This window comes from Chryseobacterium sp. MIQD13 (assembly GCF_050496705.1).
GTDB lineage: Bacteria > Bacteroidota > Bacteroidia > Flavobacteriales > Weeksellaceae > Chryseobacterium.
Genome location: NZ_JBNWAF010000003.1, coordinates 786,236 through 809,249, shown reverse-complemented (window position 1 = coordinate 809,249; position 23,014 = coordinate 786,236). Strand labels below are relative to the sequence as shown.

Annotated in this window: 28 protein-coding genes; 21 read left to right on the top strand and 7 right to left on the bottom strand. The window is 36.1% G+C overall.

Features of this window, described 5'->3' with window-relative positions:
* Positions 1–43: 43 nt before the first annotated feature.
* The 4 genes from lysS to ACQWU4_RS15995 form a co-directional block, all read right to left on the bottom strand.
* Positions 44–1,738, bottom strand: coding sequence for a lysine--tRNA ligase (gene lysS / locus ACQWU4_RS16010; protein WP_429936758.1), 1,695 nt, complete (start codon positions 1,736–1,738; stop codon positions 44–46).
* A 189-nt stretch (positions 1,739–1,927) separates the two neighbouring features.
* Positions 1,928–2,854 carry a 23S rRNA (adenine(1618)-N(6))-methyltransferase RlmF gene (rlmF, locus tag ACQWU4_RS16005; RefSeq protein WP_429936757.1) on the bottom strand — a complete coding sequence of 309 codons (927 nt, stop codon included), beginning with the start codon at positions 2,852–2,854 and terminating at the stop codon, positions 1,928–1,930.
* Between the two features lie 3 nt (positions 2,855–2,857).
* The gene (locus ACQWU4_RS16000) at positions 2,858–3,232 is read right to left on the bottom strand and encodes a c-type cytochrome (protein WP_429936756.1); all 375 of its coding nucleotides are present in this window, start codon (positions 3,230–3,232) and stop codon (positions 2,858–2,860) included.
* The gene (locus tag ACQWU4_RS15995; protein WP_429936755.1) at positions 3,232–3,441 is read right to left on the bottom strand and encodes a hypothetical protein; all 210 of its coding nucleotides are present in this window, start codon (positions 3,439–3,441) and stop codon (positions 3,232–3,234) included. Before ACQWU4_RS15995 ends, ACQWU4_RS16000 begins: the two co-directional genes overlap by 1 nt.
* Positions 3,442–3,610: 169 nt before the next feature.
* Between ACQWU4_RS15995 and ACQWU4_RS15990 the strand changes: the two genes are divergently transcribed.
* The 16 genes from ACQWU4_RS15990 to ACQWU4_RS15915 all read left to right on the top strand — a co-directional run bounded on the left by ACQWU4_RS15990 (position 3,611) and on the right by ACQWU4_RS15915 (position 17,010).
* Positions 3,611–4,177: a hypothetical protein gene (locus ACQWU4_RS15990; protein WP_429936754.1), complete on the top strand. Its 567-nt coding sequence runs from the start codon at positions 3,611–3,613 to the stop codon at positions 4,175–4,177.
* A 71-nt stretch (positions 4,178–4,248) separates the two neighbouring features.
* Positions 4,249–4,893, top strand: coding sequence for a hypothetical protein (locus tag ACQWU4_RS15985; RefSeq protein WP_429936753.1), 645 nt, complete (start codon positions 4,249–4,251; stop codon positions 4,891–4,893).
* A gap of 250 nt (positions 4,894–5,143) precedes the next feature.
* Positions 5,144–6,568 carry an anthranilate synthase component I family protein gene (locus ACQWU4_RS15980; protein ID WP_429936752.1) on the top strand — a complete coding sequence of 475 codons (1,425 nt, stop codon included), beginning with the start codon at positions 5,144–5,146 and terminating at the stop codon, positions 6,566–6,568.
* A 39-nt stretch (positions 6,569–6,607) separates the two neighbouring features.
* A complete protein-coding gene (locus ACQWU4_RS15975; RefSeq protein ID WP_429936751.1) occupies positions 6,608–7,216 on the top strand; it encodes an anthranilate synthase component II in 609 nt (202 codons plus the stop codon).
* A gap of 38 nt (positions 7,217–7,254) precedes the next feature.
* Complete coding sequence (trpD, locus tag ACQWU4_RS15970) at positions 7,255–8,244, top strand: anthranilate phosphoribosyltransferase (protein ID WP_429936954.1); 990 nt, start codon at positions 7,255–7,257, stop codon at positions 8,242–8,244.
* Between the two features lie 127 nt (positions 8,245–8,371).
* Positions 8,372–9,151, top strand: a complete 780-nt coding sequence (gene trpC, locus ACQWU4_RS15965) for an indole-3-glycerol phosphate synthase TrpC (protein WP_429936750.1) — start codon at positions 8,372–8,374, stop codon at positions 9,149–9,151.
* 18 nt (positions 9,152–9,169) lie between these two features.
* Positions 9,170–9,823, top strand: a complete 654-nt coding sequence (locus ACQWU4_RS15960; RefSeq protein WP_429936749.1) for a phosphoribosylanthranilate isomerase — start codon at positions 9,170–9,172, stop codon at positions 9,821–9,823.
* Positions 9,824–9,854: 31 nt separating this feature from the next.
* On the top strand, positions 9,855–10,379 hold the full coding sequence (locus ACQWU4_RS15955; protein WP_429936748.1) for a hypothetical protein: 525 nt from the start codon (positions 9,855–9,857) through the stop codon (positions 10,377–10,379).
* Positions 10,363–10,923, top strand: a complete 561-nt coding sequence (locus tag ACQWU4_RS15950; RefSeq protein ID WP_429936747.1) for a GNAT family N-acetyltransferase — start codon at positions 10,363–10,365, stop codon at positions 10,921–10,923. Before ACQWU4_RS15955 ends, ACQWU4_RS15950 begins: the two co-directional genes overlap by 17 nt.
* Positions 10,913–12,091, top strand: coding sequence for a tryptophan synthase subunit beta (gene trpB / locus ACQWU4_RS15945; RefSeq protein WP_429936746.1), 1,179 nt, complete (start codon positions 10,913–10,915; stop codon positions 12,089–12,091). The genes ACQWU4_RS15950 and trpB overlap by 11 nt, the downstream gene beginning before the upstream one ends.
* Before the next feature lie 119 nt (positions 12,092–12,210).
* Positions 12,211–12,945 carry a tryptophan synthase subunit alpha gene (gene trpA / locus ACQWU4_RS15940; RefSeq protein WP_429936745.1) on the top strand — a complete coding sequence of 245 codons (735 nt, stop codon included), beginning with the start codon at positions 12,211–12,213 and terminating at the stop codon, positions 12,943–12,945.
* 75 nt (positions 12,946–13,020) lie between these two features.
* Positions 13,021–13,758: a lipoyl(octanoyl) transferase LipB gene (gene lipB, locus ACQWU4_RS15935; protein ID WP_429936744.1), complete on the top strand. Its 738-nt coding sequence runs from the start codon at positions 13,021–13,023 to the stop codon at positions 13,756–13,758.
* 18 nt (positions 13,759–13,776) lie between these two features.
* Positions 13,777–14,640, top strand: coding sequence for a helix-turn-helix domain-containing protein (locus tag ACQWU4_RS15930; protein ID WP_429936743.1), 864 nt, complete (start codon positions 13,777–13,779; stop codon positions 14,638–14,640).
* Between the two features lie 60 nt (positions 14,641–14,700).
* Positions 14,701–15,303, top strand: a complete 603-nt coding sequence (locus ACQWU4_RS15925) for a short chain dehydrogenase (protein WP_429936742.1) — start codon at positions 14,701–14,703, stop codon at positions 15,301–15,303.
* 372 nt (positions 15,304–15,675) lie between these two features.
* Positions 15,676–16,629 (top strand): protein-glutamine glutaminase, encoded by a 954-nt coding sequence (locus tag ACQWU4_RS15920; RefSeq protein WP_429936741.1) that lies wholly within the window; start codon positions 15,676–15,678, stop codon positions 16,627–16,629.
* A 69-nt stretch (positions 16,630–16,698) separates the two neighbouring features.
* Positions 16,699–17,010, top strand: a complete 312-nt coding sequence (locus ACQWU4_RS15915; RefSeq protein ID WP_429936740.1) for a hypothetical protein — start codon at positions 16,699–16,701, stop codon at positions 17,008–17,010.
* Between the two features lie 88 nt (positions 17,011–17,098).
* On the opposite strand, the gene ACQWU4_RS15910 is transcribed toward ACQWU4_RS15915, so the two are convergent.
* Positions 17,099–17,851, bottom strand: a complete 753-nt coding sequence (locus ACQWU4_RS15910) for an SDR family oxidoreductase (protein WP_429936739.1) — start codon at positions 17,849–17,851, stop codon at positions 17,099–17,101.
* Positions 17,852–18,094: 243 nt separating this feature from the next.
* On the opposite strand from ACQWU4_RS15910, the gene ACQWU4_RS15905 reads away from it, so the two are divergent.
* The 4 genes from ACQWU4_RS15905 to ACQWU4_RS15890 all read left to right on the top strand — a co-directional run bounded on the left by ACQWU4_RS15905 (position 18,095) and on the right by ACQWU4_RS15890 (position 20,429).
* On the top strand, positions 18,095–18,727 hold the full coding sequence (locus ACQWU4_RS15905; protein WP_429936738.1) for an NAD(P)H-dependent oxidoreductase: 633 nt from the start codon (positions 18,095–18,097) through the stop codon (positions 18,725–18,727).
* 31 nt (positions 18,728–18,758) lie between these two features.
* Complete coding sequence (locus ACQWU4_RS15900) at positions 18,759–19,193, top strand: MarR family winged helix-turn-helix transcriptional regulator (protein WP_429936737.1); 435 nt, start codon at positions 18,759–18,761, stop codon at positions 19,191–19,193.
* Between the two features lies 1 nt (position 19,194).
* Positions 19,195–19,617, top strand: a complete 423-nt coding sequence (locus ACQWU4_RS15895) for an organic hydroperoxide resistance protein (protein ID WP_429936736.1) — start codon at positions 19,195–19,197, stop codon at positions 19,615–19,617.
* Between the two features lie 161 nt (positions 19,618–19,778).
* Entirely contained in the window at positions 19,779–20,429 is a 651-nt protein-coding gene (locus tag ACQWU4_RS15890; RefSeq protein WP_429936735.1) for an NERD domain-containing protein, read from the top strand.
* A gap of 37 nt (positions 20,430–20,466) precedes the next feature.
* Here the strand turns inward: ACQWU4_RS15890 and def are convergent, their stop codons facing one another.
* Complete coding sequence (gene def / locus ACQWU4_RS15885; RefSeq protein WP_429936734.1) at positions 20,467–21,096, bottom strand: peptide deformylase; 630 nt, start codon at positions 21,094–21,096, stop codon at positions 20,467–20,469.
* Between the two features lie 242 nt (positions 21,097–21,338).
* Between def and ACQWU4_RS15880 the strand changes: the two genes are divergently transcribed.
* Positions 21,339–21,911: a hypothetical protein gene (locus ACQWU4_RS15880; RefSeq protein ID WP_429936733.1), complete on the top strand. Its 573-nt coding sequence runs from the start codon at positions 21,339–21,341 to the stop codon at positions 21,909–21,911.
* Positions 21,912–22,130: 219 nt separating this feature from the next.
* Here ACQWU4_RS15880 and ACQWU4_RS15875 read toward each other — a convergent pair whose 3' ends face one another.
* Positions 22,131–23,003, bottom strand: coding sequence for a ChaN family lipoprotein (locus ACQWU4_RS15875; RefSeq protein ID WP_429936732.1), 873 nt, complete (start codon positions 23,001–23,003; stop codon positions 22,131–22,133).
* Positions 23,004–23,014 lie beyond the last annotated feature (11 nt).

Below are 23,014 nucleotides of genomic sequence, written 5' to 3'. Positions count from 1 at the left end.
TACCAGAAAGTAGTCTTTTTTTATTTTTTATAACAATATAAGGTTATACTAATTTCATCAAAAGATTCTCATCAATCTTCTCCACTTTCACCAAATTATTCTTAGTCAAAGTCTTAGATGCCTTATCCCATTTCTTACCGGATAACTGGCTTTTTTGTTTTACATCATTTAATGGTAGCTGCTCCCCTGATTTTAAAATTTCAAGGATTACTTTTTCATCTTCTCCCAATTCAATTTGAGGTACTACTTTTTCCGGTCTCATCTGAGGGAAGAATAATACTTCCTGAATCGATGCATTATTGGTAAGGAACATAATCAGCCTGTCCATACCGATTCCCAATCCTGAAGTTGGAGGCATACCGTATTCCAATGCTCTTAAGAAATCCTGGTCGATGAACATTGCTTCATCGTCCCCTCTTTCTGATAAAGCCATCTGAGATTCAAAACGCTCTCTTTGGTCAATAGGATCATTAAGCTCTGAATAAGCATTCGCAATTTCTTTTCCGCAAACCATTAGCTCAAAACGTTCTGTTAACCCTTCTTTGCTTCTATGCTTCTTTGTCAACGGAGACATTTCAACCGGGTAATCTGTAATGAAAGTTGGCTGGATGAAGTTTCCTTCACATTTTTCACCGAAAATTTCATCAATTAATTTTCCTTTACCCATGGTTTCATTCACCTCAATTCCGATTGATTTGGCAAAATCAAACAATTCCTGTTCAGTTTTCCCTGTGATATCGAAACCTGTGTATTTTTGAATAGCTTCCGTCATGGAAACTCTTGGATAAGGAGCTTTCCAGTTGATAGTATGTTCCCCGAAAGTAGATTCTGCACTTCCGTTTACCTGAGTAGCACAGAATTCCAGAAGTTTTTCCGTGAAATCCATCATCCAGTTGTAGTCTTTGTAAGCTACATAGATTTCCATTGCTGTAAATTCAGGGTTATGTGTTCTGTCCATTCCTTCATTTCTGAAGTTTTTAGAGAACTCGTAAACCCCGTCAAAACCACCAACGATCAATCTTTTCAGATATAATTCATTGGCAATTCTTAAATATAATGGAATATCCAAAGCATTGTGATGCGTGATGAAAGGCTTTGCAGCTGCTCCACCTGGAATTGACTGCAAAATAGGAGTTTCCACTTCAAAATATCCTGCATCATTAAAGAAAGTTCTCATCGCATTGAACATTTTTGTTCTTTTTACGAAGATTTCTTTTATCTGTGGATTAACTGTTAAATCTACATAACGCTGTCTGTATCTTAGTTCAGGATCTGTAAATCCATCGTGCACCACTCCATTCTCATCAGTTTTAGCCTGAGGAAGCGGACGAAGAGCTTTGGTAAGAAGTGTAAAATTCTTTACCAAAACCGTCATTTCACCTACCTGAGTTGTGAACAGAGTTCCTTCAATTCCAATAATATCTCCGATATCCAGAAGGTGCTTATATACTTCATTGTATAATTCTTTATCATCTCCCGGGCAGATCTCATCTCTGTTAAAATATACCTGTATCTTACCTTTAGAGTCCTGCAACTCAGCAAAAGAAGCCTTTCCCTGAATTCTGCGGGACATTAATCTACCAGCGATCTTCACCTGTTTATTCTCAGAAAAATCCTGTTTTATAGATTCTGTAGTATCTGTAATAGTATACTCCTCCGCCGGGAATGCATTAATTCCCATTTCAGTAAGCTTGTTCAGCTTTTCTCTTCTAATGATTTCTTGTTCTGATAATTGCATTTCTTATTTTTCTAAAAGCGTACAAATTTAGGCATTTTTAGTGAGTTGTCAATGAGGAATTATGAATTTGCTTTTCAATGAATTTTCGAATATGAATTATCACTGACTATTAATATTTTAAATACAAATCGTCATTTGTGATATGTTTAGCTATAAATTGGCTTATGCAACAAAATTAACCATTGAGATTCAAAACCAATCTTTCCTGTCCTTTTGGGGAACAAAGGTCCACGCCAGCATTCTGCTGATTTTCTGTCCCTGTGCCATATCAATGGTTTTTACCTCTAATGCTTTAACCTTCTTTAAAAGTGTTGTTAATTTGTACAGATTGTCTTTCTTAGACACTAAACATGTAAACCAAAGGACTTGTGAGGAATACTGAGCACTTTCCTCGATCATTTTGGTAATGAAAGCAATTTCACCGCCTTCGCACCACAATTCCGACTGTTGGCCGCCGAAGTTAAGCAGAACCTTTTGGGACTTTGATTTTCTGATATTCTTTGTTTTCCTCAGGTTTCCCTTCAATGCAGATTCTTCAGAATCATGAAAAGGAGGGTTACACATGGAAAATGTAAAACGGTCTCCGGCCTCAATAATATTTTTGAAGATATGATGAGAATCAGGCTGTGGTTTTAATTGAATAACAGAGGATAAATCCGGATTATCATCTAAAATTCGCTGTGCATTTTCCAGAGAATCCTGACTGATATCTGTTCCCAGCATTTTCCAGCCATAAGATCTGTGAGCCAGTAAAGGATAAACAAGATTGGCCCCTGTTCCGATATCTAAACCTGATATAGAATTACCTGTGGGAATTTCAGAGCGATGTTCACCTAAAAGGTCTGCAATATAATGTACATAATCTGCACGACCTGGAATAGGAGGACAAAGATTGGTATCAGGAATATCCCAGTTTTTGACATTATAAAAATGTAACAGCAATGCTTTATTAAGCAGTTTAACGGCTTTTGGAATACTGAAATTAATAGTTGCCGTCTGATAGGAATTTATGAATACATAATGTTTCAGTTCCGGCACACAAGAAATAAGCTGATCAAAATCATAAGGATCACGATGCAGATTTCTTGCGTGCAGACTGGATTTTTCGGTAGGCATTATTTATTTTTTCTGACTCAGAATATATTCTACCATTTTTTTAGCATCTTCTTTAGACACCTGTGGATGGGCAGCCATCGGAACACCTCCCCAAACTCCGCTTCCGCCTTCTATAATCTTGGAAGCCAACAGTTCAATATCCTTTTCGGAGTATTTTTCTGCAATCTCCTTGTAAGAAGGTCCTATCATTCTCTCATTTACGGAATGGCAGCCTGAGCAGTCCAATGTTTCGATGATCTGGTCACCGGAAAGATTAGTTTTTGCCGGCTCCGAAACAGCGGACGTTTCAGAAGCCACAGCAGGTACCTCCGTGGTTTCTTTTTTAGAACAGGAAAGAATTAAAAATCCTACAGCTCCTGTCAAAAGGAATTTTTTCATTATTTTTTTGCTGCAGTAGAATCTGTTTTAGCAGCTTCAGGAGTTGTTGCAGCAGCCGGAGCAGCTTTCTTAGCCGTAGAGTCCACTACTGTTGGAGCATCAGGTTCCGGCAGCATTGTGTTGCTGTCCTGTAATGTATTTTCTGACTTTTTAGAGCAGTTTACCACGAATAAACTTCCGATGAATGCAATTGCTAATACTTTTTTCATTATTTTTTCTATAAAATTTAGACAAAAATATAAAAAATAAGCTTTTAAATGAATGACATTTTCCCATTTAATACTATTTTACTGTATTAAAGCCTTCAAAAAAATGTATTTCATCCATGAATTGAACTATCCTATTTTTAGTAATTTAGTCCTGCAAACAAAACCACAAATGAATTATCACAAAGAAAAGAAATCAAACAGGAGGCTTATCTGGATCTCATTCATTCTAAGTTTTTTTCTTTTATTTTTTGCAATTAAGATTTCCTTATCTGAATTGCCTGAAAGAAGCAGTATTACAGAAATAAAAGGTATTTTAAAAGATGTTAAAATAGAAAAAGGAAGAAGAAGCAGAGCTTTAGTAATTCATTTAAATGAATATCCTGAAATTAATTTTATGATTGGAGGTGTTGTATCGGATCAAATATCCTTTTATGATTTGATGAGCGAAAACAAACCGGGAGATTCAATTATGTTCTTTATTGAGAAGCAGGAGTATAACAGAAAAATATTAAAATCAGAAAACATCCCGTTTCCAGGAAACCTTTTGTATAAAAATAAGGTAAGTATTGTGGAAATCCATAACAGGAATACAGAATATTTATCTTTAAACAATTATAATAATGCGCACCGAAACAATAATTATCTGGTAATTGCAGTTCTCGGATTTTTTGGACTATTGATGCTGCTTGTCGGAATTAAAGGCATTAAATATTATAAAACAAATTTCAGTAAATAGGTAACATTTTCTTAATTTGTTTTTATTGTTTGAATTTTTTTAACTTAGTCAAAAATAATTCAGGCTCTCAAATGATTTTTATATCTAAAATCCTGTTTTTCACCAGCCATCATGGTTTTTATACTGTGATTATCCTTCTGGTGTTCTTTGGACTGCTTTCATTTGTCACAAAAAAAGGTTGGTTTCTGATACCGATTATTCCCTTGGCCATTCTGAATGGTTTTGCCGGACAATATCTGAATGCTTGGTTTTTAAACAAATACGGCGTTGAAAGTACAGCAATCATCACTTCAGATGTAGAAACCAACTCCACTCTGAACGATATGTATATTCATGACTATGAGGCCATTGTAAAAAAACAGGATGGCAAATATACCTCAACTTATTTTTCGACAACCAGTGCAACAATCTATCCTATTGAAAATGCTATCAGAATTCCTCGGACGGAGCAGCATTTTCCGGTTAAGTATATTCCGGGATACGAGAAAAACATTGTGATTCTTTATTATCAGTCCGAAGAAGGAAACGCTTTACTACAATATGAAAAAATGGCTCCTGTGAACTCTGCAAAGATCAAATATGAGGCAGACAGAACAAATAAGGAGTTTATTGAAGAATATATTTCGGCATTGGAAGAATACATAAAATCCTATGACAGTGAAGAATACGAAGTAAAAATTGAAGAATTAAAAAAGGAATTAAAGCAGCTAGAATAGAAGCATTCAATATTAAGTTTTGTATTTTTTCGCCATTTTTTTGTTTTTATATTGAAAAAAATTTCTACATTTGTCCCATGTTAAATATGAGCAACAAAAATTGGTGGTGGCTTTCAAACTCTTCGTCGGGTCTGGAAGTATTGTCATGTTGCTAATCGTATAGCAGATAATTAAAACAAACAATATATAGGCTTTGACGGATTCCGTTGAAGCTTTTTTTATTTCACTCAAAACAAAAAATACAAGTCAGATGACCACTCAGAAAATAAAAATAAAAACCGGTTCAAAAAAAACACTCGGAGATCTTTATACTCCCATGAACATCTATCTTCAGATCAGAGACAGATTCCGGGACACCATTCTTCTGGAAAGCTCAGATTCCAAGAATATTGATAATAACTTTTCATTTATTGCTGTAAATGCTGTGGCAGGAATTGAAGTTAAAAATCTTACTGAATTTGAAGTCAAACTTCCCGGCTCAGACCCTGTAAAACAACCGATAGGTGAACGTAATATCACTGATATTTTTGATGAATTTCAAAGTGTTTTTGATTGTGAAATTACCCATGATCCTATCGAACAGACGGCTCAAAGCCTTTTTGGATATACAAGCTTTGAAGCAGTGCAGTTTTTCGAAGATATCACTTTAAAACCACAAAGTCCGGAAGTGGAAATTCCTATTCTTCGCTACAGATTATATCAATACGTTATTGCCATCAATCATTACAATGACGAAATGCATATCATTGAAAATCAGATTCCCGGTTTAAAATCTGAGCTTTACCTGCTGGAAAACCTGATCAGAAACCAGAATACTCCGGTTTACCCTTTCGAAAAAACCGGCAGCGAAACCTCTAACCTTACTGATGAAGAATATATCGAACTGGTAAAAACAGCTCAAAAACACTGCATGAGAGGTGATGTTTTTCAACTGGTTTTAAGCAGAAGATTTGAGCAGAAATTCAAAGGAGATGAATTTAATGTTTACAGAGCACTCAGAAATATCAATCCTTCCCCGTACCTTTTCTTTTTTGATTATGGAAACTATAAATTATTCGGTTCAAGTCCCGAAAGCCAGCTGATCATCAAAGACCATAAAGCAATCATCCATCCTATTGCAGGAACTTTTAAAAGAACAGGGCATCTGGATACGGATCTTCAATCCATTGAAGCTTTAAAAAATGATCCTAAAGAAAATGCAGAACATACCATGCTGGTGGACCTGGCCAGAAATGATCTCGGAAAACTCGGTAAAAATGTAACCGTTACCAAACTGAAAGAAATCCAGCTTTTCTCCCATGTTATCCATATGGTAAGCGAAGTGACTGCCGATCTTCCCGAAAATCTTAATCCTCTGGATATGGTTTCAGCAACTTTCCCTCAGGGAACATTAAGCGGTGCCCCGAAACACAAAGCCCTTCAACTCATTGATCAGTATGAAAAAGATTCCCGCGGTTATTATGGCGGATGTATTGGTATGATCGGTTTAAACGGAACCTGCAATCAGGCGATCATGATCCGTACTTTTTTAAGCAGAAACAATACCCTTTATTATCAGGCCGGAGCCGGATTGGTAGCAAAATCTGTCCCTGAAAATGAACTGCAGGAAGTGAACAACAAATTAAATGCATTGAAAAAAGCAGTTGACAAAGCAGGTAAATTAGTGATGAATTAAAAGCATCTGCTATTATTTTAAACCATAAAAAAGCGAAAAATGAACAACAATATAAATCAACCGGCAACTAACGGACAATTAAAAGTGCTGGTTTTCGATAACTACGACAGTTTTACCTATAACCTCGTTCAAATCATTGAAAGAATTCTGGGTCAAAAAGTGGACGTTGTAAGAAATGACCAGATCACTTTAGAAGAGATAGGAAAATATGATAAAATCATCCTGTCTCCAGGCCCTGGAATACCGGAAGAAGCAGGAATTCTACTGGATCTGATCAGAGAATATGCGCCTACTAAAAGTATCTTGGGGGTATGTCTTGGGCAGCAAGCCATTGCAGAAGCTTTTGGCGGAAGTCTTATCAATCTTTCTGAAATCTTTCATGGAGTGGCAACTTCTGCCGAGCTTGTGAAAGAAAATACCAAAATTTTCAGAAATCTGTCCTCAGGAATAGAAGTCGGTAGATACCACAGCTGGGCCGTTAACCCGGAAGGATTTCCGGAAGAGCTGGAAATTACAGCAGTAGACAAGGACGGAATGATCATGGCATTACAGCATAAAAGCTATGATGTACACGGTGTACAATTCCACCCGGAAAGCATTTTAACTCCTGACGGAGAAGTTATTATCAAAAACTTTCTCTTAAATTGAAAACTACAGAAACGCTTAATACTATAAAAACACCTCAGATGAAAGAGATCCTCCAATACCTGTTCAATCACAACACTTTGTCCAAATCTGAGGCAAAGGCTACAATGATCGAAATTGCTCAGAATAAATTTAATGATGCCGAAGTTACTGCCTTTATCAGTGTTTTTCTGATGCGGAATATTACCCTGATGGAACTGGAAGGCTTTAGAGAAGCTCTCCTGCAGATGGCGGTTCCTGTACTTCTCAGCAATAACGATACGATGGATATTGTAGGAACCGGAGGTGACGGAAAAAATACGATCAATATATCCACATTAGCAAGCTTTGTCGTGGCCGGAACAGGACAGAAAGTGGCAAAACATGGAAATTACGGTGCTTCTGCCACTACCGGATCATCTAACGTAATGGAAGAGCTTGGCTATCAGTTTAAAAACAATTCTGAGCAGCTGAATGAAGATCTTGAAAAAGCCAATATATGTTTTCTGCACGCCCCTTATTTTCATCCGGCACTTCAGTCTGTCGGTGCATTAAGAAAAGCGTTAGGATTAAGAACATTTTTTAATCTTCTTGGTCCGTTGGTTAATCCTGCAAAACCAAAGTTTTCGGTGATCGGGGTTTATAACCTTGAAATTGCAAGAATCTATCAATATCTTTTACAAAAGGAAGAACGGGAATTTATCCTCCTTCACGGTCTGGACGGATATGATGAAATAAGCCTTACCCAGGACAGCAAGATCATTACAAAACACGGTGAAGAAATTCATTCCGCTGAAGATCTGGGATTCATTTCTGTAAGTCCGGAAAGCATCAAGGGAGGAGAAACACCTCAGGAATCCGCAAAGATTTTCAGAAATATTCTGGAAGGAAAAGGTACAGTACAGCAGAATTCCGTAGTTCTTGCCAACGCATCAACAGCTCTTTTCCATACTCAGAAATTCGGAACGTACGAAGATTGCCTTTTATTGGCCAAAGAAAGTCTGGAAAGCGGGAAAGCACTGAGAAGTCTGGAATTATTAGTTAATAGTTAAAAGTTACTGGTTGATAGTTACTAGTTGATAGTAGAAATTTTAAATGTCTTTGGACACCTCTAGCTTCTAACTTCTAACTTCTAACTTCTAACTTCTAACTTCTAACTTCTAACAAAAAAACAAACACATGACAATACTGGATAAAATTATTGAAAGAAAAAAAGAAGAAATTGCAGTTTCAATGGCGAAAATTTCAACTGACCATCTGAAAGATTCTGAATTTTTCGGAAGACCAACCTTTTCGCTCAAAGAATCTGTTAAAAATAAAAGCGGAATTATTGCTGAGTTTAAAAGAAAATCTCCTTCAAAAGGAATCATCAATGATAAAGTTCAGCCTTTGGAAGTAACTTCTGCCTATGAAAATTTTGGAGCCTCAGGAATTTCTATCCTGACCGACAAAGATTTTTTTGGGGGAAGTTTTGATGATATTTTAAGTGTGAGAAATCATATCAGTATTCCTGTTCTCAGAAAAGATTTTATGGTGGATGAGTACCAGTTTTATGAAGCCAGAAGTATCGGTGCTGACGCCGTTTTACTGATTGCTGCATGTTTATCTCCAACTCAGGTTAAGGAATTTACAGAGCTTGCCCATCAGCTGGGTCTGGAAGTACTTCTGGAAATTCATACGGAAGAGGAACTGAAGCATTTCAATTCCGGGATTGATCTTGTTGGCATCAATAACAGAAACTTAAAGGATTTCAAGGTTGATCTTCAGCATTCCGTCCTTTTAAAAGACCAGCTTCCGAAAGAGGTTTTATCTGTTGCAGAAAGCGGGATCTACAATGTAGAAGATTTTAAATATTTAAAGGAAAAAGGATTCGACGGTTTTCTGATGGGAGAATATTTTATGAAAAACGAAGATCCTGCAAACAAATTTGCTGAGTTTGTTTCCAATATAGCAATGTAACAGTTTAGCAATTTACCAATGAATAAGAACCTGAAACTGAAAGTATGCGGATTGACTCAACTGGATCAGATTCATGAACTGGTTTCCATGAAAACAGATTTCCTCGGTTTTATTTTTTATGAAAAATCACCAAGGTATGTTTTGAACCATCTGAAGCCGGAAGATATTTCAAAGATCAGCCATCCGGGAAAGACAGGAGTTTTTGTCAATGAAGAAATAGATACGGTTAAAGATATTGCAGAAAAGGCAGGATTAAACCTGATTCAGCTACATGGCGATGAAAATAAAGATTTTGTTGTACAATTAAGACAACAGCTGAAACCCGGGATTAAAATTATAAAGGTGATCAGAATCGGAAATAATGACCCGGAAACGAGAAAAGATACAGAACAAATTATTAATTCTCACGTTTCAATAGTAGATTATTTTCTTTTTGATACGGACAGTAAAGCATTCGGGGGAACTGGAAAACGGTTCGACTGGGCATTGTTGAATGAACTTGACATCCCGCTTCCTTATTTTCTGAGCGGCGGAATTTCAGAGGAAAACATTAAAAATGTCAGTTCACTGCTCAGGAAACCTTTTGCAATAGACATTAATTCAAAATTTGAACTGGAACCGGGAATTAAAAATTTAGAAAAAATAAAAAAATTCATTTCGAAAGCGTTCTGAAAAGACCGCAAAAAAATACACATTAAGAAAGATGATGAACATCCATCTGTTAAAAAAAACATTTTATAAAACCTTATTTCCGCCTAAGTTTGGAAACAAAAAGATTCAGGCTCTGTATCATTTTGTTTCTCAAAACGACAGCGATACGGAATATTGGACTATAGACGGACAGCTGCAGGAATTTATAGCAATTATCAAAGACTTTGATGAAAGTGATATCCAGTATTTCTTTGAAAGAATCAGCATGTGGAACAGCTATTATCTTGTCATTATTTCAGACAAGTTTTTAGACAGCCACGTTAAAGCAAATATCAAATACGATCTGGGAAAGATTTATGCTAAAATTTTTCTGCTTTATGAAGATTCTGATCCTTATTTTTTAATTGACAATCTGGAAATTGCTGTTACGATGTATGAATCAAAAATAGATATTGCCACTTTAATCGATCTGATCAGTAAAATTGAATTACTTCATCATAAAAAACTGATTACAAGACAACAACGAAATAATAACATTCAATTTATCAACAGTCTAACCGATGAATTATCAAATTAAAAATCCGGACGAGTTAACCGATCACAAAATAAACCATATTCTAAACCTTTGGGAGGTTCCCGAATGGAATGAAATGACAGCTTCGGATTTCCGCAGTTTTTTTAAAGATTCTGAATTTCATTTTATATTAGATTCGGAAGATGAAATACTGGCTGTGATTAGGCTTAATCTTGATTTCACTTTGGAAATCTCCGGAAAGAAATTTTCTTTTGCAGAAGCAGTCGGACTGGTTTCTGCCCAGGAAAAAAAAGGATATGGGTCAAAACTGGTTCAGTTTTTTAAAGACAATCTGATTCAAAGGAATATTGAAAGCATTGGATTTTGTGCAACTGATCTGCGGCCCTTTTATCAGCGGTGTGATATTGAAATACTGGAGAATAAGGCCAAAGCTATACTTGAAAGTACCGATAACGGCTGGATAAACTCTGATGATGATGATATTCTAATTTTTAATACTTCGGGAGAAATGATAGAGCTCCTAAAAGGTCTTGGACCGGAACAAAATGCTTATTTAATACCTAAAGAACAATACAATGAATTATAAAAACCCTGATGAACATGGATATTATGGTGAGTTCGGAGGTGCTTTCATCCCTGAAATGCTTTATCCGAATGTAGAGGAACTGCAGAAAAATTATCTTGAGATCATAGAATCTGAAGAATTTCAGAATGAGTATCAGGATCTCCTTAAAAATTATGTAGGACGTGCTACACCGCTTTATTTTGCCAAAAATTTAAGCAATAAATATAATACTCAGATTTATCTGAAAAGAGAAGACCTCAACCATACCGGAGCCCATAAAATCAATAATGCCCTTGGACAGGTTCTTCTGGCAAAACGCCTTGGAAAGACAAGAATTATTGCAGAAACCGGAGCAGGACAACACGGTGTGGCAACAGCAACAGCCTGCGCTCTGCTTGGTTTGGAATGTATTGTTTATATGGGAGAAATTGATATTCATCGCCAGGCTCCGAATGTGGCAAGAATGAAAATGCTGGGGGCAGAAGTTATTCCCGCAACATCAGGCTCAAAAACGCTTAAAGATGCTGTAAATGAAGCTTTAAGAGACTGGATCAACAATCCTGTGACCACTCATTATGTGATCGGAAGTGTGGTTGGACCTCATCCTTTCCCTGATCTTGTTGCCAGATTTCAGAGTGTCATTTCAAAAGAGATCAGAGAACAGCTGAAAGAGAAAACCGGAAGAGAAAATCCTGATTACGTTATTGCCTGTGTAGGCGGGGGAAGCAATGCTGCAGGAACTTTTTATCACTTTGTAGAAGAAAAAGAAGTGAAAATTATTGCCGCAGAAGCAGGCGGATTAGGCGTTAATTCCGGGAAATCTGCCGCCACTACTTTTTTGGGTACTTTAGGCGTTCTTCACGGAAGCAAAAGTCTTGTGATGCAAACTGACGACGGACAGGTTATTGAACCCCACTCTATTTCTGCAGGACTTGATTATCCGGGAATCGGACCGTTCCATGCTCATCTGTTTAAGGAAAAACGGGCAGAATTTTTCAGTATCAATGATGATGAAGCTTTAAAATCCGCTTTTGAATTAACAAAGCTGGAAGGAATTATTCCCGCACTGGAAAGCTCTCATGCACTGGCTGTTCTGGATAAAAAGAAATTCAGCGAAAATGATATTGTGGTGATCTGCCTGAGTGGCCGTGGAGATAAGGATATGGAAACGTATTTGAAGAACCTGTAAATCCTGTACAATGTAAAAAGTATTCATGTAAAATGATTTTAAATGCATAAAAGCTTAAACATTTTGAATTAGGATCATCAATACATTTTACATGAATACATTAATACAATAAAAAAGAAATGAAAAAACTAAACATATACTTCACAGCAGGAATTCCACAACTGGAAGACACCGCTGATATTATTAAACTGATCCAGAATTCCGGTGCCGATATGATGGAGATCGGAATGCCCTATTCTGATCCTGTAGCAGACGGTCCGGTGATTCAGCAGGCCCACGAACTGGCATTAAAGAACGGAATGACTATTGAAAAGCTGTTTTCCCAGCTGAAAACAGTAAAAAATGATATTCAAATCCCGATTATTCTGATGGGATATATCAATCCTGTTTTAAGTTTTGGATTTGAAGAATTCTGTCGTGAGTGTTTGGAGAGTGGAGTTTCAGGGTTGATTATTCCCGATCTGCCACCTATTGAATTTGAAAATAACTATCAGCAGATCTTAAAAAAATATAACCTTAATTTTACGTTTCTGGTAACTCCTGAAACTTCCGATGAAAGAATTCTTTATCTGGATTCTTTAAGTTCAGGATTTCTGTATGCCGTAAGTTCCTCTTCTACAACAGGAAATGATAATGCCATCCTGAAAAACGAAAATTATCTGTCAAGACTTGCCTCACTTCCCATTAAAAATCCTGTAATGATCGGTTTCGGGATCAAATCAAAAGATGATTTCGAGAATGTCACAGAAAAAGCAGCTGGTGGAATCATCGGGACGGCCTTTGTCAATACCCTTCTGAACCATAAAGACTGGAAGAATGCTGCCATAGATTTTATCCATGCTGTAAAAGGGTAAAATTCACTAAATTTGTATGTCAAAAATAGTATGGAACCATGATTCCGTATTCCATTAAAGAACTGACATCAACGTATGAATACAAATCAAAATAAATCAGTAGAATTTGAAGATCTTGGTGTAAAAGAATATCAGTCTGCCTGGGACTACCAGGAGAGTCTGATGAAGAATATCATTGATACTAAAATAAAAAACCGCGATTTACCTGCAGAACAGCATATAACCACTCCGAACCATTTTTTACTGGTGGAACACCCTCATGTTTATACATTAGGCAAGAGTGGTCATGAAGAAAATATGCTTGCCGGCATCGACAAGCTGAAAGAAATAGATGCTACTTTTGTAAAAGTGAACCGTGGCGGAGATATTACCTATCACGGATACGGACAGGTTGTAGGCTATCCTGTACTGGATCTTGAAAACTTCTTTACAGACATTCATTTATATATGAGAAACCTTGAAGAAGTGATCATCAGAACTATTGGTGAATACGGCCTTAAAGGGGAACGTTCCAAAGGTGAAACCGGAGTATGGCTGGATGTGGGAAAACCTTATGCCAGAAAGATCTGTGCAATGGGAGTAAAAGCTTCGCGTTGGGTTACGCTTCATGGTTTTGCTTTGAATGTGAATACGGATATGCGCTATTTTGAATACATCATTCCATGCGGTATTAAGGACAAGCAGGTGACCTCTTTAAAAAGAGAGCTTGAAAGAGAGCTTTCTCCGGAAGAGATGGAGGATCTTAAAGCAAAGATCAGAAAGCATTTTGCAGATGTTTTTGAAGCCGAACTTGTCACTAAGGTGGTTCAATAATACTTCCTGCACACAACAATGATTTTTCATTTCCCTCCTAAAAAGGCTGATATTAATGACAATACGTTTCTCGTTGTTGAAAACACGTTCTTTGCCAAATTTAAAAGAGAAAATACAACAACAACCAAAACAGTCTTCCTTACTCAGGATACATTGGTATTTATATTGAAGGGAAATAAACATTTACATATAGATAATGAAACGATAACAGTCAATTCTCGTGAGATCATTTTCTTAAGGAAAGGAGTGTATGCAATGGCGGAATATTTTGAGGAAGGACTCAATTTTGAAGCTATTTTATTATTTCTAAATCCTCAGATTGTACAGGAAGTGATCTCAGAGTATAGGCTTAACATCAGTCATTCCGTTTCTGATGTTCAGTTTTTAAAGCTATCCACGAATAAAGTTATTGAAATATATAAAGAGCAGCTGCAGGAATATTTTACCAACAGCAGCTTAAAGGATAAAGGCATTTTACTTCTTAAGCAAAAGGAAATCCTGTTGTATATTCTCAAAACAATGCCGCTGTCCCAAACCATGCCTTTCTGGAGTTCCGTACTCTCTGCTTCAACTGAAAGCATGACCTATACTGTTGAGAAGTATTTATTTCAAAAATTATCGTTGGAAGACTTTGCCAAACTTACCAACAGGAGTATTTCTACTTTTAAAAGAGAGTTCAATACAGCTTACGGCTCACCTCCTAAAAAATGGATCAACCAGAAACGTCTGGAGCACGCAAAACTTCTTTTAAACAATACCAAAGAGACTATTTCTCAAATATCAGATCAATGCGGGTTTGATAATTCCTCTTATTTTACGAGATTATTTAAAAACACCTATGGACTGACTCCTTCCGAGTTCCGGACCAATTGTTCTATATAATGAACTTTTTGTACTAACCCATCTATTATTCATATAATTAGCTTTGAAACAAAAAATTATATGAAAATATTGATTGTAGGTGGTAACGGAACCATAGGAAAAAAAGTAAAAGAATCTTTACAGGGCACTCACGAAATTATTACAGCCGGCAGGAACAGCGGAGACATCAGGGTAGATATTTCTGATAAAAATTCCATTCAACAAATGTTTGAGCAGCTGAAAACCGTTGATGCATGTATCTGTACAGCAGGGACAGGTTTTTATGGTGATTATTATTCAATGTCCGAAGAAGATATGATACCCGGAATAAAGGGGAAATTAATGGGCCAAATAAATCTTGTCCTCATTGGCAAGAATTTTCTTTCCCGGGAAGGCTCATTTACACTTACCTCAGGGATTGCCGCAGAGCATCCTGCAAAGAACGGAACAGCTGTGGCCATGATCAACGGTGCGGTAAACAGTTTTGTTCTTGCATCAGCTCAGGAGCTTAAAAATGATTTGAGAATCAACGTTGTAAGTCCAGGACTTGTAGAAGATAGTTTTGAAAGATATGGGAATCTTTTTCCGGGGTACAATCTTGCACCAATGAATAAGATTATCAATGCTTATATTTTAAGTGTATTAGGTGCGGTAAATGGCAAAATTTTAAAGGTTTATTCTTAGATCTGCAAAATCTGCGAGATATAAAAATTAACAACAAAAGCTTAACTCTACAGATAAAAAACTGTTTCATAGCTTCTGGTTCTTTTCTACAGAATAGTATCCCGCCATCAACTGTGCGGGATTTTTACATTTTCACAATTATTCAATCTTATTGAGACATTAATAACAAAAATCAACAACAAATAAGTAAATAACGAATTTAATTCAACATATAATAAAATAATTAAAATTTTATTTAAAAATAATTTGCTGGTATTTTATTTTTATTTACTTTTAATATCACAATAAAGTGAACTATTTTCAATTTATTTTCACAAAACGACACACCAAAACTTAGATAAATTTATCACTAACCACCAAATTATGAGAATTATGAAAAAACTTCTGTTATCAATGATGGTATTTGTGGCAGCACTGTCATTTAATGCCTGTACAGACTCTAATGCAGAGCAGCAAATGAGTCAGAATGAAACAATTGACAAAAAATTTACAGATCTCGGGAAAACAGTTCCGGTAGGGATAGAAGATGAAAATGGTACACTGAAAGTATCATTTATTGTTACGGCACAGTTCTATACCATTACTCCCACGAAAGAAAATGAAGAGTACATTACTTTAATCAGAGAGGCTGTAAAAAACGAAACTCCTATCCAGGTCTTCATCAAACCAAATACCCATGAAATTGCCAAGGTAGAAAAAGGAAACGAAGAAGATGTTCGCTTTTTTAAATCCAATCTGACTAAAGAGGTTAAAAATGAGGCTAACAAATTAACGAGTGTTCTTCCTAATGTAGCTACGCTAAATAGCATGTTCGCCCTGATTAAAAACCAGGCTTGCGGTACTTCTACAGCATCTTCACCATGCATCACATTCAGATATCCCGTAGACGGATGCTATGCAAGAGCTCATAAAATGAGACAAATTCTGATCAACAACGGCTATGACTGTGAAAAACAGTTTGTATATGGTAATTTAAAGGCATCTACAGGTACCTGCTGTGTTGCATGGAGTTATCATGTTGCCATTCTGGTAAGCTATAAAAATGCATCAGGTGTTACTGAAAAAAGAATTATAGATCCTTCCCTGTTCCCAAGCGGACCTGTGACTGATACAGCCTGGAGAAATGCCTGTATCAATACCAGCTGCGGATCTGCGTCAGTATCTTCTTATGCCAATACAGCAGGAAACGTATACTACAGAAGCCCTAGTGCATCTTATCTTTATGATAATAATTTAGTAAATACCAATTGTGTACTGAATATATTCTCATCACTTTCAGGATGTTCTCCGTCACCGGCTCCAAGTGTTGCGAGCTGTGGATTCTAATAACTTAAACAGCTTCTGCTGCTTTTTTTCATAACTTAGTTGCAGGAGCTGTTTACAAAATATTTTTCTATGAAAGTCTGGACTTATATACTATTACTATTATTTATGATCACATCCTGTTCCGGTAACTCAAGTTCGCAGAACCTGACCTGGTATAATAATTCAGTTATCACCAATGTAGCTGAAGATCCGGAGAAACCGGAAGAGTTCACACGCATATCTATCGGGATAAGTCCGCAGATCTTTTATTTATCAAAAAAAGGAACTGACTATAAAGCGCTTCTTGAAAAAACAAATCAAAGCCACAAAAAAGGAAAAGCATATAATATAGGTATTGAAAATAATACAAATATTATAAAACAGATCAATGAAATTCCCTGATCTGAGTACTTTCCGGCCAACAAACTGCATTTAAAAGCAGACTGAAAAATAAACGGATCCCATCACTGGTATGATGGGGATTTTTAATTTATCTTATAACAGAAATGCCTGCATCTACTTTTATTTCTGCTCCGTGAATGTAAGAAGCCTCTTCGGAAGCCAGAAACAGTACGGTATTAGCAACCTCTGCCGGCTCGCCCTGCCTTTTGAAGGGAATGGTAGGAATAATACCGTGAACTGCATTTTCAATCTGTTCTGCATTTAAGCCGGTATTATTAAAAATATTAGTTTTAATATGCCCTGGGCTGATTCCGTTTACCCGGATTCCGCGTTCTGTAAGTTCTACAGCAAAGGTTTTGATAAAGGATTGTACCGCTGATTTTGCCGCAGAATAAATGGAGAAATTAGGCATGGCAATCTCAGTAGCTACGGAAGTATTGAAAACAACAGAACTTCCCCGTCCCATTAAAGGCAGCATTTGCTGTACAGTAAAGAAAGAACCTTTTACAAGCGTATTGAAAAGCTCATTAAAATGTCCTTCATCTACGTTTTCAACCGGAAAAAATTTCCCGTATCCTGCATTGGCAAAAACGAGTTCAATGGTATCCGTATACTTTTTCACCTCTTGTTGCAAATTCATCAGGTCTTTCATGTTTCCTGCATCAGAAACAATTCCGAAGGCCTGATCACCCAACCTATTTAAAACTTTGTTGACTGTCTCTTCACTCCGCCCTGTGATAATTGCCTTTCCACCTTCACTGATGAACTGCTGGGCTGTTGCGAATCCCATCCCATTGGTTCCGCCGGTGATCAGGGCTGTTTTGTTTTTAAATCTCTGCATTGTTTTTTATTTAAAATTCTATTGCAAAGTTTCAAATAAAACCTATCGTAAAAAATCCGATTCCTGCTGAAAAATTAAGCTGACAGATTGAGCTAATTTGGTTTTTCTAAAATCAGCATAAATTAAATCTATCAAAATTAAATTGTACACAATACAATTGACTGTATATTTGCATAGTTATTTCCAGCTCAGTATTGAAACAAAGAGTTTAATAACAGAAAAAGATAATTTAAAATAATAGAAATGTCATTAATAAAAGACTTACAATGGAGACATGCGGTAAAAGCATATGATCCGTCAAAAAAAGTATCACAGGAAGATCTTAATACAATTTTAGAGGCAGCCAGACTGGCTCCAACCTCATCAGGGCTTCAGCCTTTCCGTATTATTGTTGTGGAAAATCAGGAGTTAAAAGAAAAAATGACTGCCGGAGCTTTAAATCCTGAGGTTATGAGAGATTCTTCTCATGTTCTGGTATTTGCGGCGTGGGACAGTTATTCCAATGAAAAAATCGATCAGGTATATGATTATCATACCGATGTAAGAGATTTGCCAAGAGGACGTTTCGGAAGTTATACAGACAAAATTAAAGCCATGTATAATGCACAGACTTCTGAACAGCATTTTGCGCATACAGCACGCCAGACTTATATTGCTCTGGGATTTGCTCTTGCCCAGGCGGCAGAATTAAAGATCGACAGTACACCTGCAGAAGGATTCAGCAATGAAGTGGTGGATGAAATCCTTGGTTTAAAGGAATCAGGATTAAAAAGTGTCAGCCTTTTATATCTTGGATACAGGGATGAAGAAAAGGACTGGCTGTCCTCAATGAAAAAAGTAAGGGTTCCGATGGAGGAATTCATCATTAAAAAATAATATATTTATTACATCTTTCATGTTCAGCCTTATGGAAAATTCAAAATCATTACAGTTAGAAAACCAGATCTGCTTTCCTCTTTATGTGATTGCAAAGGAAATTACAGGACTTTATCGCCCCTTCCTTGACGAGATTGATATTACCTATCCACAGTATCTCGTGATGATGGTGTTGTGGGAAAATGATGGTCTTGCAGTAAGCCATATCGGTGAAAAACTGTTTCTGGACAGCGGAACTTTAACTCCTCTTCTGAAAAGGCTTGAGAGTAAGGGAATTATTTCCAGAAAAAGAAAAAAAGAGGATGAAAGAGTGGTAGAAGTATTTCTTACAGAATCCGGCAGAAACCTGCAGCAGAAAGCCTGTGAAATTCCCGGAAAAATACAGAATAAAATTGGTGTGGAGACTGAAGATCTGCTGCACCTTAAAGAAACAATCTTAAAAATATTAAACAAAATAGAAAAATAAAATGAAAACATTATATACAACAGCAGTAACAGCACAAGGCGGAAGAAACGGACATGTAAAAAGTGAAAACGGAGTTTTGGAACTGGATGTGAGAATGCCTAAAGCTTTAGGCGGCGGTAATGATGATTTTGCCAATCCTGAAATGCTTTTTGCAGCCGGATATTCAGCGTGTTTTGACAGCGCACTTAACAGAGTGATCAGTCTTTCAAAAGTAAAAACAGGTGAAACAACCGTTACTGCTCAGATAAGTATAGGGCAATTGGAAAACGGAGGTTTTGGTTTAGCTGCAGAGCTGGATGTGAATATTCCGGGAGTTTCTATCGAAGAAGCACAGTCTCTGACTGAAAAAGCACACCAGATTTGTCCTTATTCCAATGCTACGAGAAATAATATGGAAGTAAAGCTTTCAGTTACAAATAACTAAGCTTAATTTCTTTAATTAAAATAAAATCTGTTTCTTATAGGAACAGATTTTTAAATATTATACAAACAAATATGGATAATAATTTTTTAATTATTTTTCTATTAATTCTGGGCATCTTATTCTTACTCATTAAATATTATACTCCAAAAATAAAGGGGTATATGGGCGAACGTACAGTTTCTAAAACCTTGAAAAGACTGAATAATGAGAAATATATTGTCCTGAATAATATTGAATTAAAGATTAAAGGCTCCACTTCCCAAATAGATCACATCATTGTTTCAGATTACGGGATATTTGTTATTGAAACCAAGAATTATAAAGGCTGGATTTTAGGCTATGAAAAAGACAGGTACTGGACTCAGGCTATTTATAAGTACAGGCGCAAGTTTTACAATCCTGTTTTACAAAACCAGGGTCATATCTATGCTTTAAAACATGTATTGAAAAATTATCAATTTCTGAGATATTATTCGATAATCACCTTTACAAAAAGAGCAACGCTTAAGACCAAGACATACACTGACGTTGTGTATACCAATAAATTAGTCAAAACAATTAAAAAATACGATTCAGCTTATCTTAGCGAACAAACCAAGAACGAAATTGTAGCAACCATTCTCACTGCAAGAACAAACAACCGGGATCAGGATAAAAGAATAATAGCCAAATCTAACATTAACAGGAATGGCTCATGCCCAGACTGCGGTGGAAATCTTATCAAAAGAAATGGTAAATATGGATTTTTTTGGGGATGTGCTAATTTTCCGAAATGTAAATACACAAGAAATGAAAAGCAATACTTTTATTAAAGTAAAATTTCCTCACTTCATATATGAAAACAAAACATTATCTCGTCGTTGAATCACTCCTTTTAAAAGCATCCACTTTTTTGTAAGAATCATTTTTCTCTTTCTCTTTTTTATCAGAAATCAGGATCCCGAAAAGATGGTCTATCTCATGCTGGAAAATAACCGCAGTAAAACCCTCCACAATCTCTGAATATTTCTGTCCTTTCAGATCAGTATACTCTAACTGAATGACTTTACTTCTGTAAAACTGATCCCTGAATTCTGGAATAGATAGATCGCCTTCCGACCCAAGATTCTGCAATTCTGATTTCCAGACAATTACAGGATTAATAAAATATTCCAGAGGATTTCCTTCTTTATCAAAACGCTGAACCCAGATCACTTTTCTGTTGATTCCTACCTGTGGTGCCGCAATTCCCACTCCTCCATCTGTTGAAAGCAGAGATTCTTTCATTCTTTTAACAAGAGTTGCCGCATTCGGATCAGCCGGATCTATTTCTGTAGAAAGGCTTAATAAGGTTTTATGCTGATGGGAATCGGTAGTTTGGTAAATTGGCAGTGCAGTGCTCATATCTCCCTGATTGATAATTGAAATTTCACCTGAAGTTAGTTTCTGGGCATTGATTAACCCGATAAAAAAGATGAACAGAAAAGATATTTTTTTCATTTTTATAATTTGTGATGTAAAGATAGAGATTGTGTTTAAATATTTTTATAATCTAAAATGTTAGCCGAATTTTTTATGTTTTTTAACCCCGCATATATTTCATATTCACCTGATTTTTGTAAGTTAGTGAAGTGAAATTAAGCTTGGTTTCAGAAATCAAAAACAAATTTTTAACTATGAAATTATTTTTTTTACTTATTTTTTTCTGTTTTTCATTTGTTATAGGACAGGAAACTGAAAAAATGCATATAAAAAGGGGAGATTTTCCTGAAGGCGTTTATAAAACTTTGGAAGACGTTCTGAACAAACAGCCAACTTCAACCGAGGAGGTGTATTTCAAGGTTGCTGATAAAAACGACAATTCTGATTTACCCGAAAAAGCATTCTTTTATTTTAAGAAAAACGACAAAAAAATTAATCTTCCATTAGCTGTTTCTTATAAGGGTGAAATGTATTTTCAAACTTACAGAAAGTATACCAACAAAAAAGACAAAGGCTATGATCCGGATGCTTATTCCAGATTCTGCAAAGTTACCAATTATGGAAGATTCCTTTATTTTGAAGAAGATATGAGAGGTTTTTTCTCTAAAATTCTTTTAGGAACAATAAATCCAATCACCTATTCAATAAATGGTAAAACAAAAGGAATTGTTTTGGATCTCGAGAATAAAGAATTTAATATGTTAAGAGATTGTGAAGACTTAAATGATTTTTTTAAACAACACGGAATTGCAGAGATTACATGTGATCCTGAAAAATTTACCATTCTGGATCTGAGGACAAAAATTGATGAAATAAACAGGCCTTATCAATAAAACTAAAGATCAAGTTCCGAATATGCACGGATACTTTAAATCAGTTTCAGCAATTATAATAGTATCCATACCTATTTAATTTACCCTATTTTTAACTTATTCGGCTTCAATATACTCAGCCTGATAGTTAATAACATTCGTAATATTATTAACTATCAGGCTGAGTATATTGATTTTTTTTATAATTCCAAGTCTTCCGGTTTAAAAGACTTTAGTATTTTAAAATGTTTTCGTCATATCCGTCGGAATAATCAGGTTGAAATCCGTCGGGACATAATCTTTTGCAGGAACTTTCAGTTCAGGATCTTCAGATTCAAAAACAGAGATCACCGCCATTTTAAGATTTGGATTTTTCTGTTTGATATACCAGTAAATTCCACCGAATTCCTTACTGTGATAGTTTCCGTTGTAGTGAATGAAGGTTTTTCCGGCCTGCCTGTTCTTCAAAATAGATTCCGCCATGGTAGCATCTTTTGTAGCCTGTGCAGAAATGAAATTCATCACTTTTGTTCCTTCGGCATGATCGCCCATCATCGCCTTCATTTCCTGATAGCCCGGTGTATCCAGCGTTACCTTAATGGGAAGCTGTGCAATATAGGTTTTCTCCTGAGCACTTAATTTATTCAGAGATTCAAGGCCTTCTTTTGCAGTCTGGGAAGCATATCTTCTTGGAATATTAGTGGCGATGAAATTCAGTTTTTTAGTTTTGGCGAAATCAACCAACGGTTTGTAGTCTGTAGCATAATTATTCCATAAACGGGCTGAATCTTTCAGTGTTTTGGCATCAAAATTACCGCTTAAATATTGATTCAGCTGTGATTGGTTATCTCTTTCGAACATTTCTGCTCCTAAAATGACCTGACCGTTTTTCTTTTGAAACAAACCTTCGGTAATCTTCAGCTGAAGCCAGTGATTGATAGAACTGTTATGATTTTCCCCAAAGAAAACAATATCATATTCAGCCAGCTCTTTAACCAGTTTATCTGTTTTTACTTCTTTTCCTTTTTTGTCATAGAACTGGTACGCTTTCAAATCCTGACCACTTAATGAACAGAAGCCAGCCAGCAGAATGGCAATGAATATATTTTTCATTTTTTATTTTA

Bases quoted from the DNA above. Each gene is read 5' to 3' on its own strand.
- lysS (WP_429936758.1), bottom strand. From the start codon at position 1,738: ATGCAATTATCAGAACAAGAAATCATTAGAAGAGAAAAGCTGAACAAG.
- rlmF (WP_429936757.1), bottom strand. From the start codon at position 2,854: ATGCCTACCGAAAAATCCAGTCTGCACGCAAGAAATCTGCATCGTGAT.
- ACQWU4_RS16000 (WP_429936756.1), bottom strand. From the start codon at position 3,232: ATGAAAAAATTCCTTTTGACAGGAGCTGTAGGATTTTTAATTCTTTCC.
- ACQWU4_RS15995 (WP_429936755.1), bottom strand. From the start codon at position 3,441: ATGAAAAAAGTATTAGCAATTGCATTCATCGGAAGTTTATTCGTGGTA.
- ACQWU4_RS15990 (WP_429936754.1), top strand. From the start codon at position 3,611: ATGAATTATCACAAAGAAAAGAAATCAAACAGGAGGCTTATCTGGATC.
- ACQWU4_RS15985 (WP_429936753.1), top strand. From the start codon at position 4,249: ATGATTTTTATATCTAAAATCCTGTTTTTCACCAGCCATCATGGTTTT.
- ACQWU4_RS15980 (WP_429936752.1), top strand. From the start codon at position 5,144: ATGACCACTCAGAAAATAAAAATAAAAACCGGTTCAAAAAAAACACTC.
- ACQWU4_RS15975 (WP_429936751.1), top strand. From the start codon at position 6,608: ATGAACAACAATATAAATCAACCGGCAACTAACGGACAATTAAAAGTG.
- trpD (WP_429936954.1), top strand. From the start codon at position 7,255: ATGAAAGAGATCCTCCAATACCTGTTCAATCACAACACTTTGTCCAAA.
- trpC (WP_429936750.1), top strand. From the start codon at position 8,372: ATGACAATACTGGATAAAATTATTGAAAGAAAAAAAGAAGAAATTGCA.
- ACQWU4_RS15960 (WP_429936749.1), top strand. From the start codon at position 9,170: ATGAATAAGAACCTGAAACTGAAAGTATGCGGATTGACTCAACTGGAT.
- ACQWU4_RS15955 (WP_429936748.1), top strand. From the start codon at position 9,855: ATGATGAACATCCATCTGTTAAAAAAAACATTTTATAAAACCTTATTT.
- ACQWU4_RS15950 (WP_429936747.1), top strand. From the start codon at position 10,363: ATGAATTATCAAATTAAAAATCCGGACGAGTTAACCGATCACAAAATA.
- trpB (WP_429936746.1), top strand. From the start codon at position 10,913: ATGAATTATAAAAACCCTGATGAACATGGATATTATGGTGAGTTCGGA.
- trpA (WP_429936745.1), top strand. From the start codon at position 12,211: ATGAAAAAACTAAACATATACTTCACAGCAGGAATTCCACAACTGGAA.
- lipB (WP_429936744.1), top strand. From the start codon at position 13,021: ATGAATACAAATCAAAATAAATCAGTAGAATTTGAAGATCTTGGTGTA.
- ACQWU4_RS15930 (WP_429936743.1), top strand. From the start codon at position 13,777: ATGATTTTTCATTTCCCTCCTAAAAAGGCTGATATTAATGACAATACG.
- ACQWU4_RS15925 (WP_429936742.1), top strand. From the start codon at position 14,701: ATGAAAATATTGATTGTAGGTGGTAACGGAACCATAGGAAAAAAAGTA.
- ACQWU4_RS15920 (WP_429936741.1), top strand. From the start codon at position 15,676: ATGAAAAAACTTCTGTTATCAATGATGGTATTTGTGGCAGCACTGTCA.
- ACQWU4_RS15915 (WP_429936740.1), top strand. From the start codon at position 16,699: ATGAAAGTCTGGACTTATATACTATTACTATTATTTATGATCACATCC.
- ACQWU4_RS15910 (WP_429936739.1), bottom strand. From the start codon at position 17,851: ATGCAGAGATTTAAAAACAAAACAGCCCTGATCACCGGCGGAACCAAT.
- ACQWU4_RS15905 (WP_429936738.1), top strand. From the start codon at position 18,095: ATGTCATTAATAAAAGACTTACAATGGAGACATGCGGTAAAAGCATAT.
- ACQWU4_RS15900 (WP_429936737.1), top strand. From the start codon at position 18,759: ATGGAAAATTCAAAATCATTACAGTTAGAAAACCAGATCTGCTTTCCT.
- ACQWU4_RS15895 (WP_429936736.1), top strand. From the start codon at position 19,195: ATGAAAACATTATATACAACAGCAGTAACAGCACAAGGCGGAAGAAAC.
- ACQWU4_RS15890 (WP_429936735.1), top strand. From the start codon at position 19,779: ATGGGCGAACGTACAGTTTCTAAAACCTTGAAAAGACTGAATAATGAG.
- def (WP_429936734.1), bottom strand. From the start codon at position 21,096: ATGAAAAAAATATCTTTTCTGTTCATCTTTTTTATCGGGTTAATCAAT.
- ACQWU4_RS15880 (WP_429936733.1), top strand. From the start codon at position 21,339: ATGCATATAAAAAGGGGAGATTTTCCTGAAGGCGTTTATAAAACTTTG.
- ACQWU4_RS15875 (WP_429936732.1), bottom strand. From the start codon at position 23,003: ATGAAAAATATATTCATTGCCATTCTGCTGGCTGGCTTCTGTTCATTA.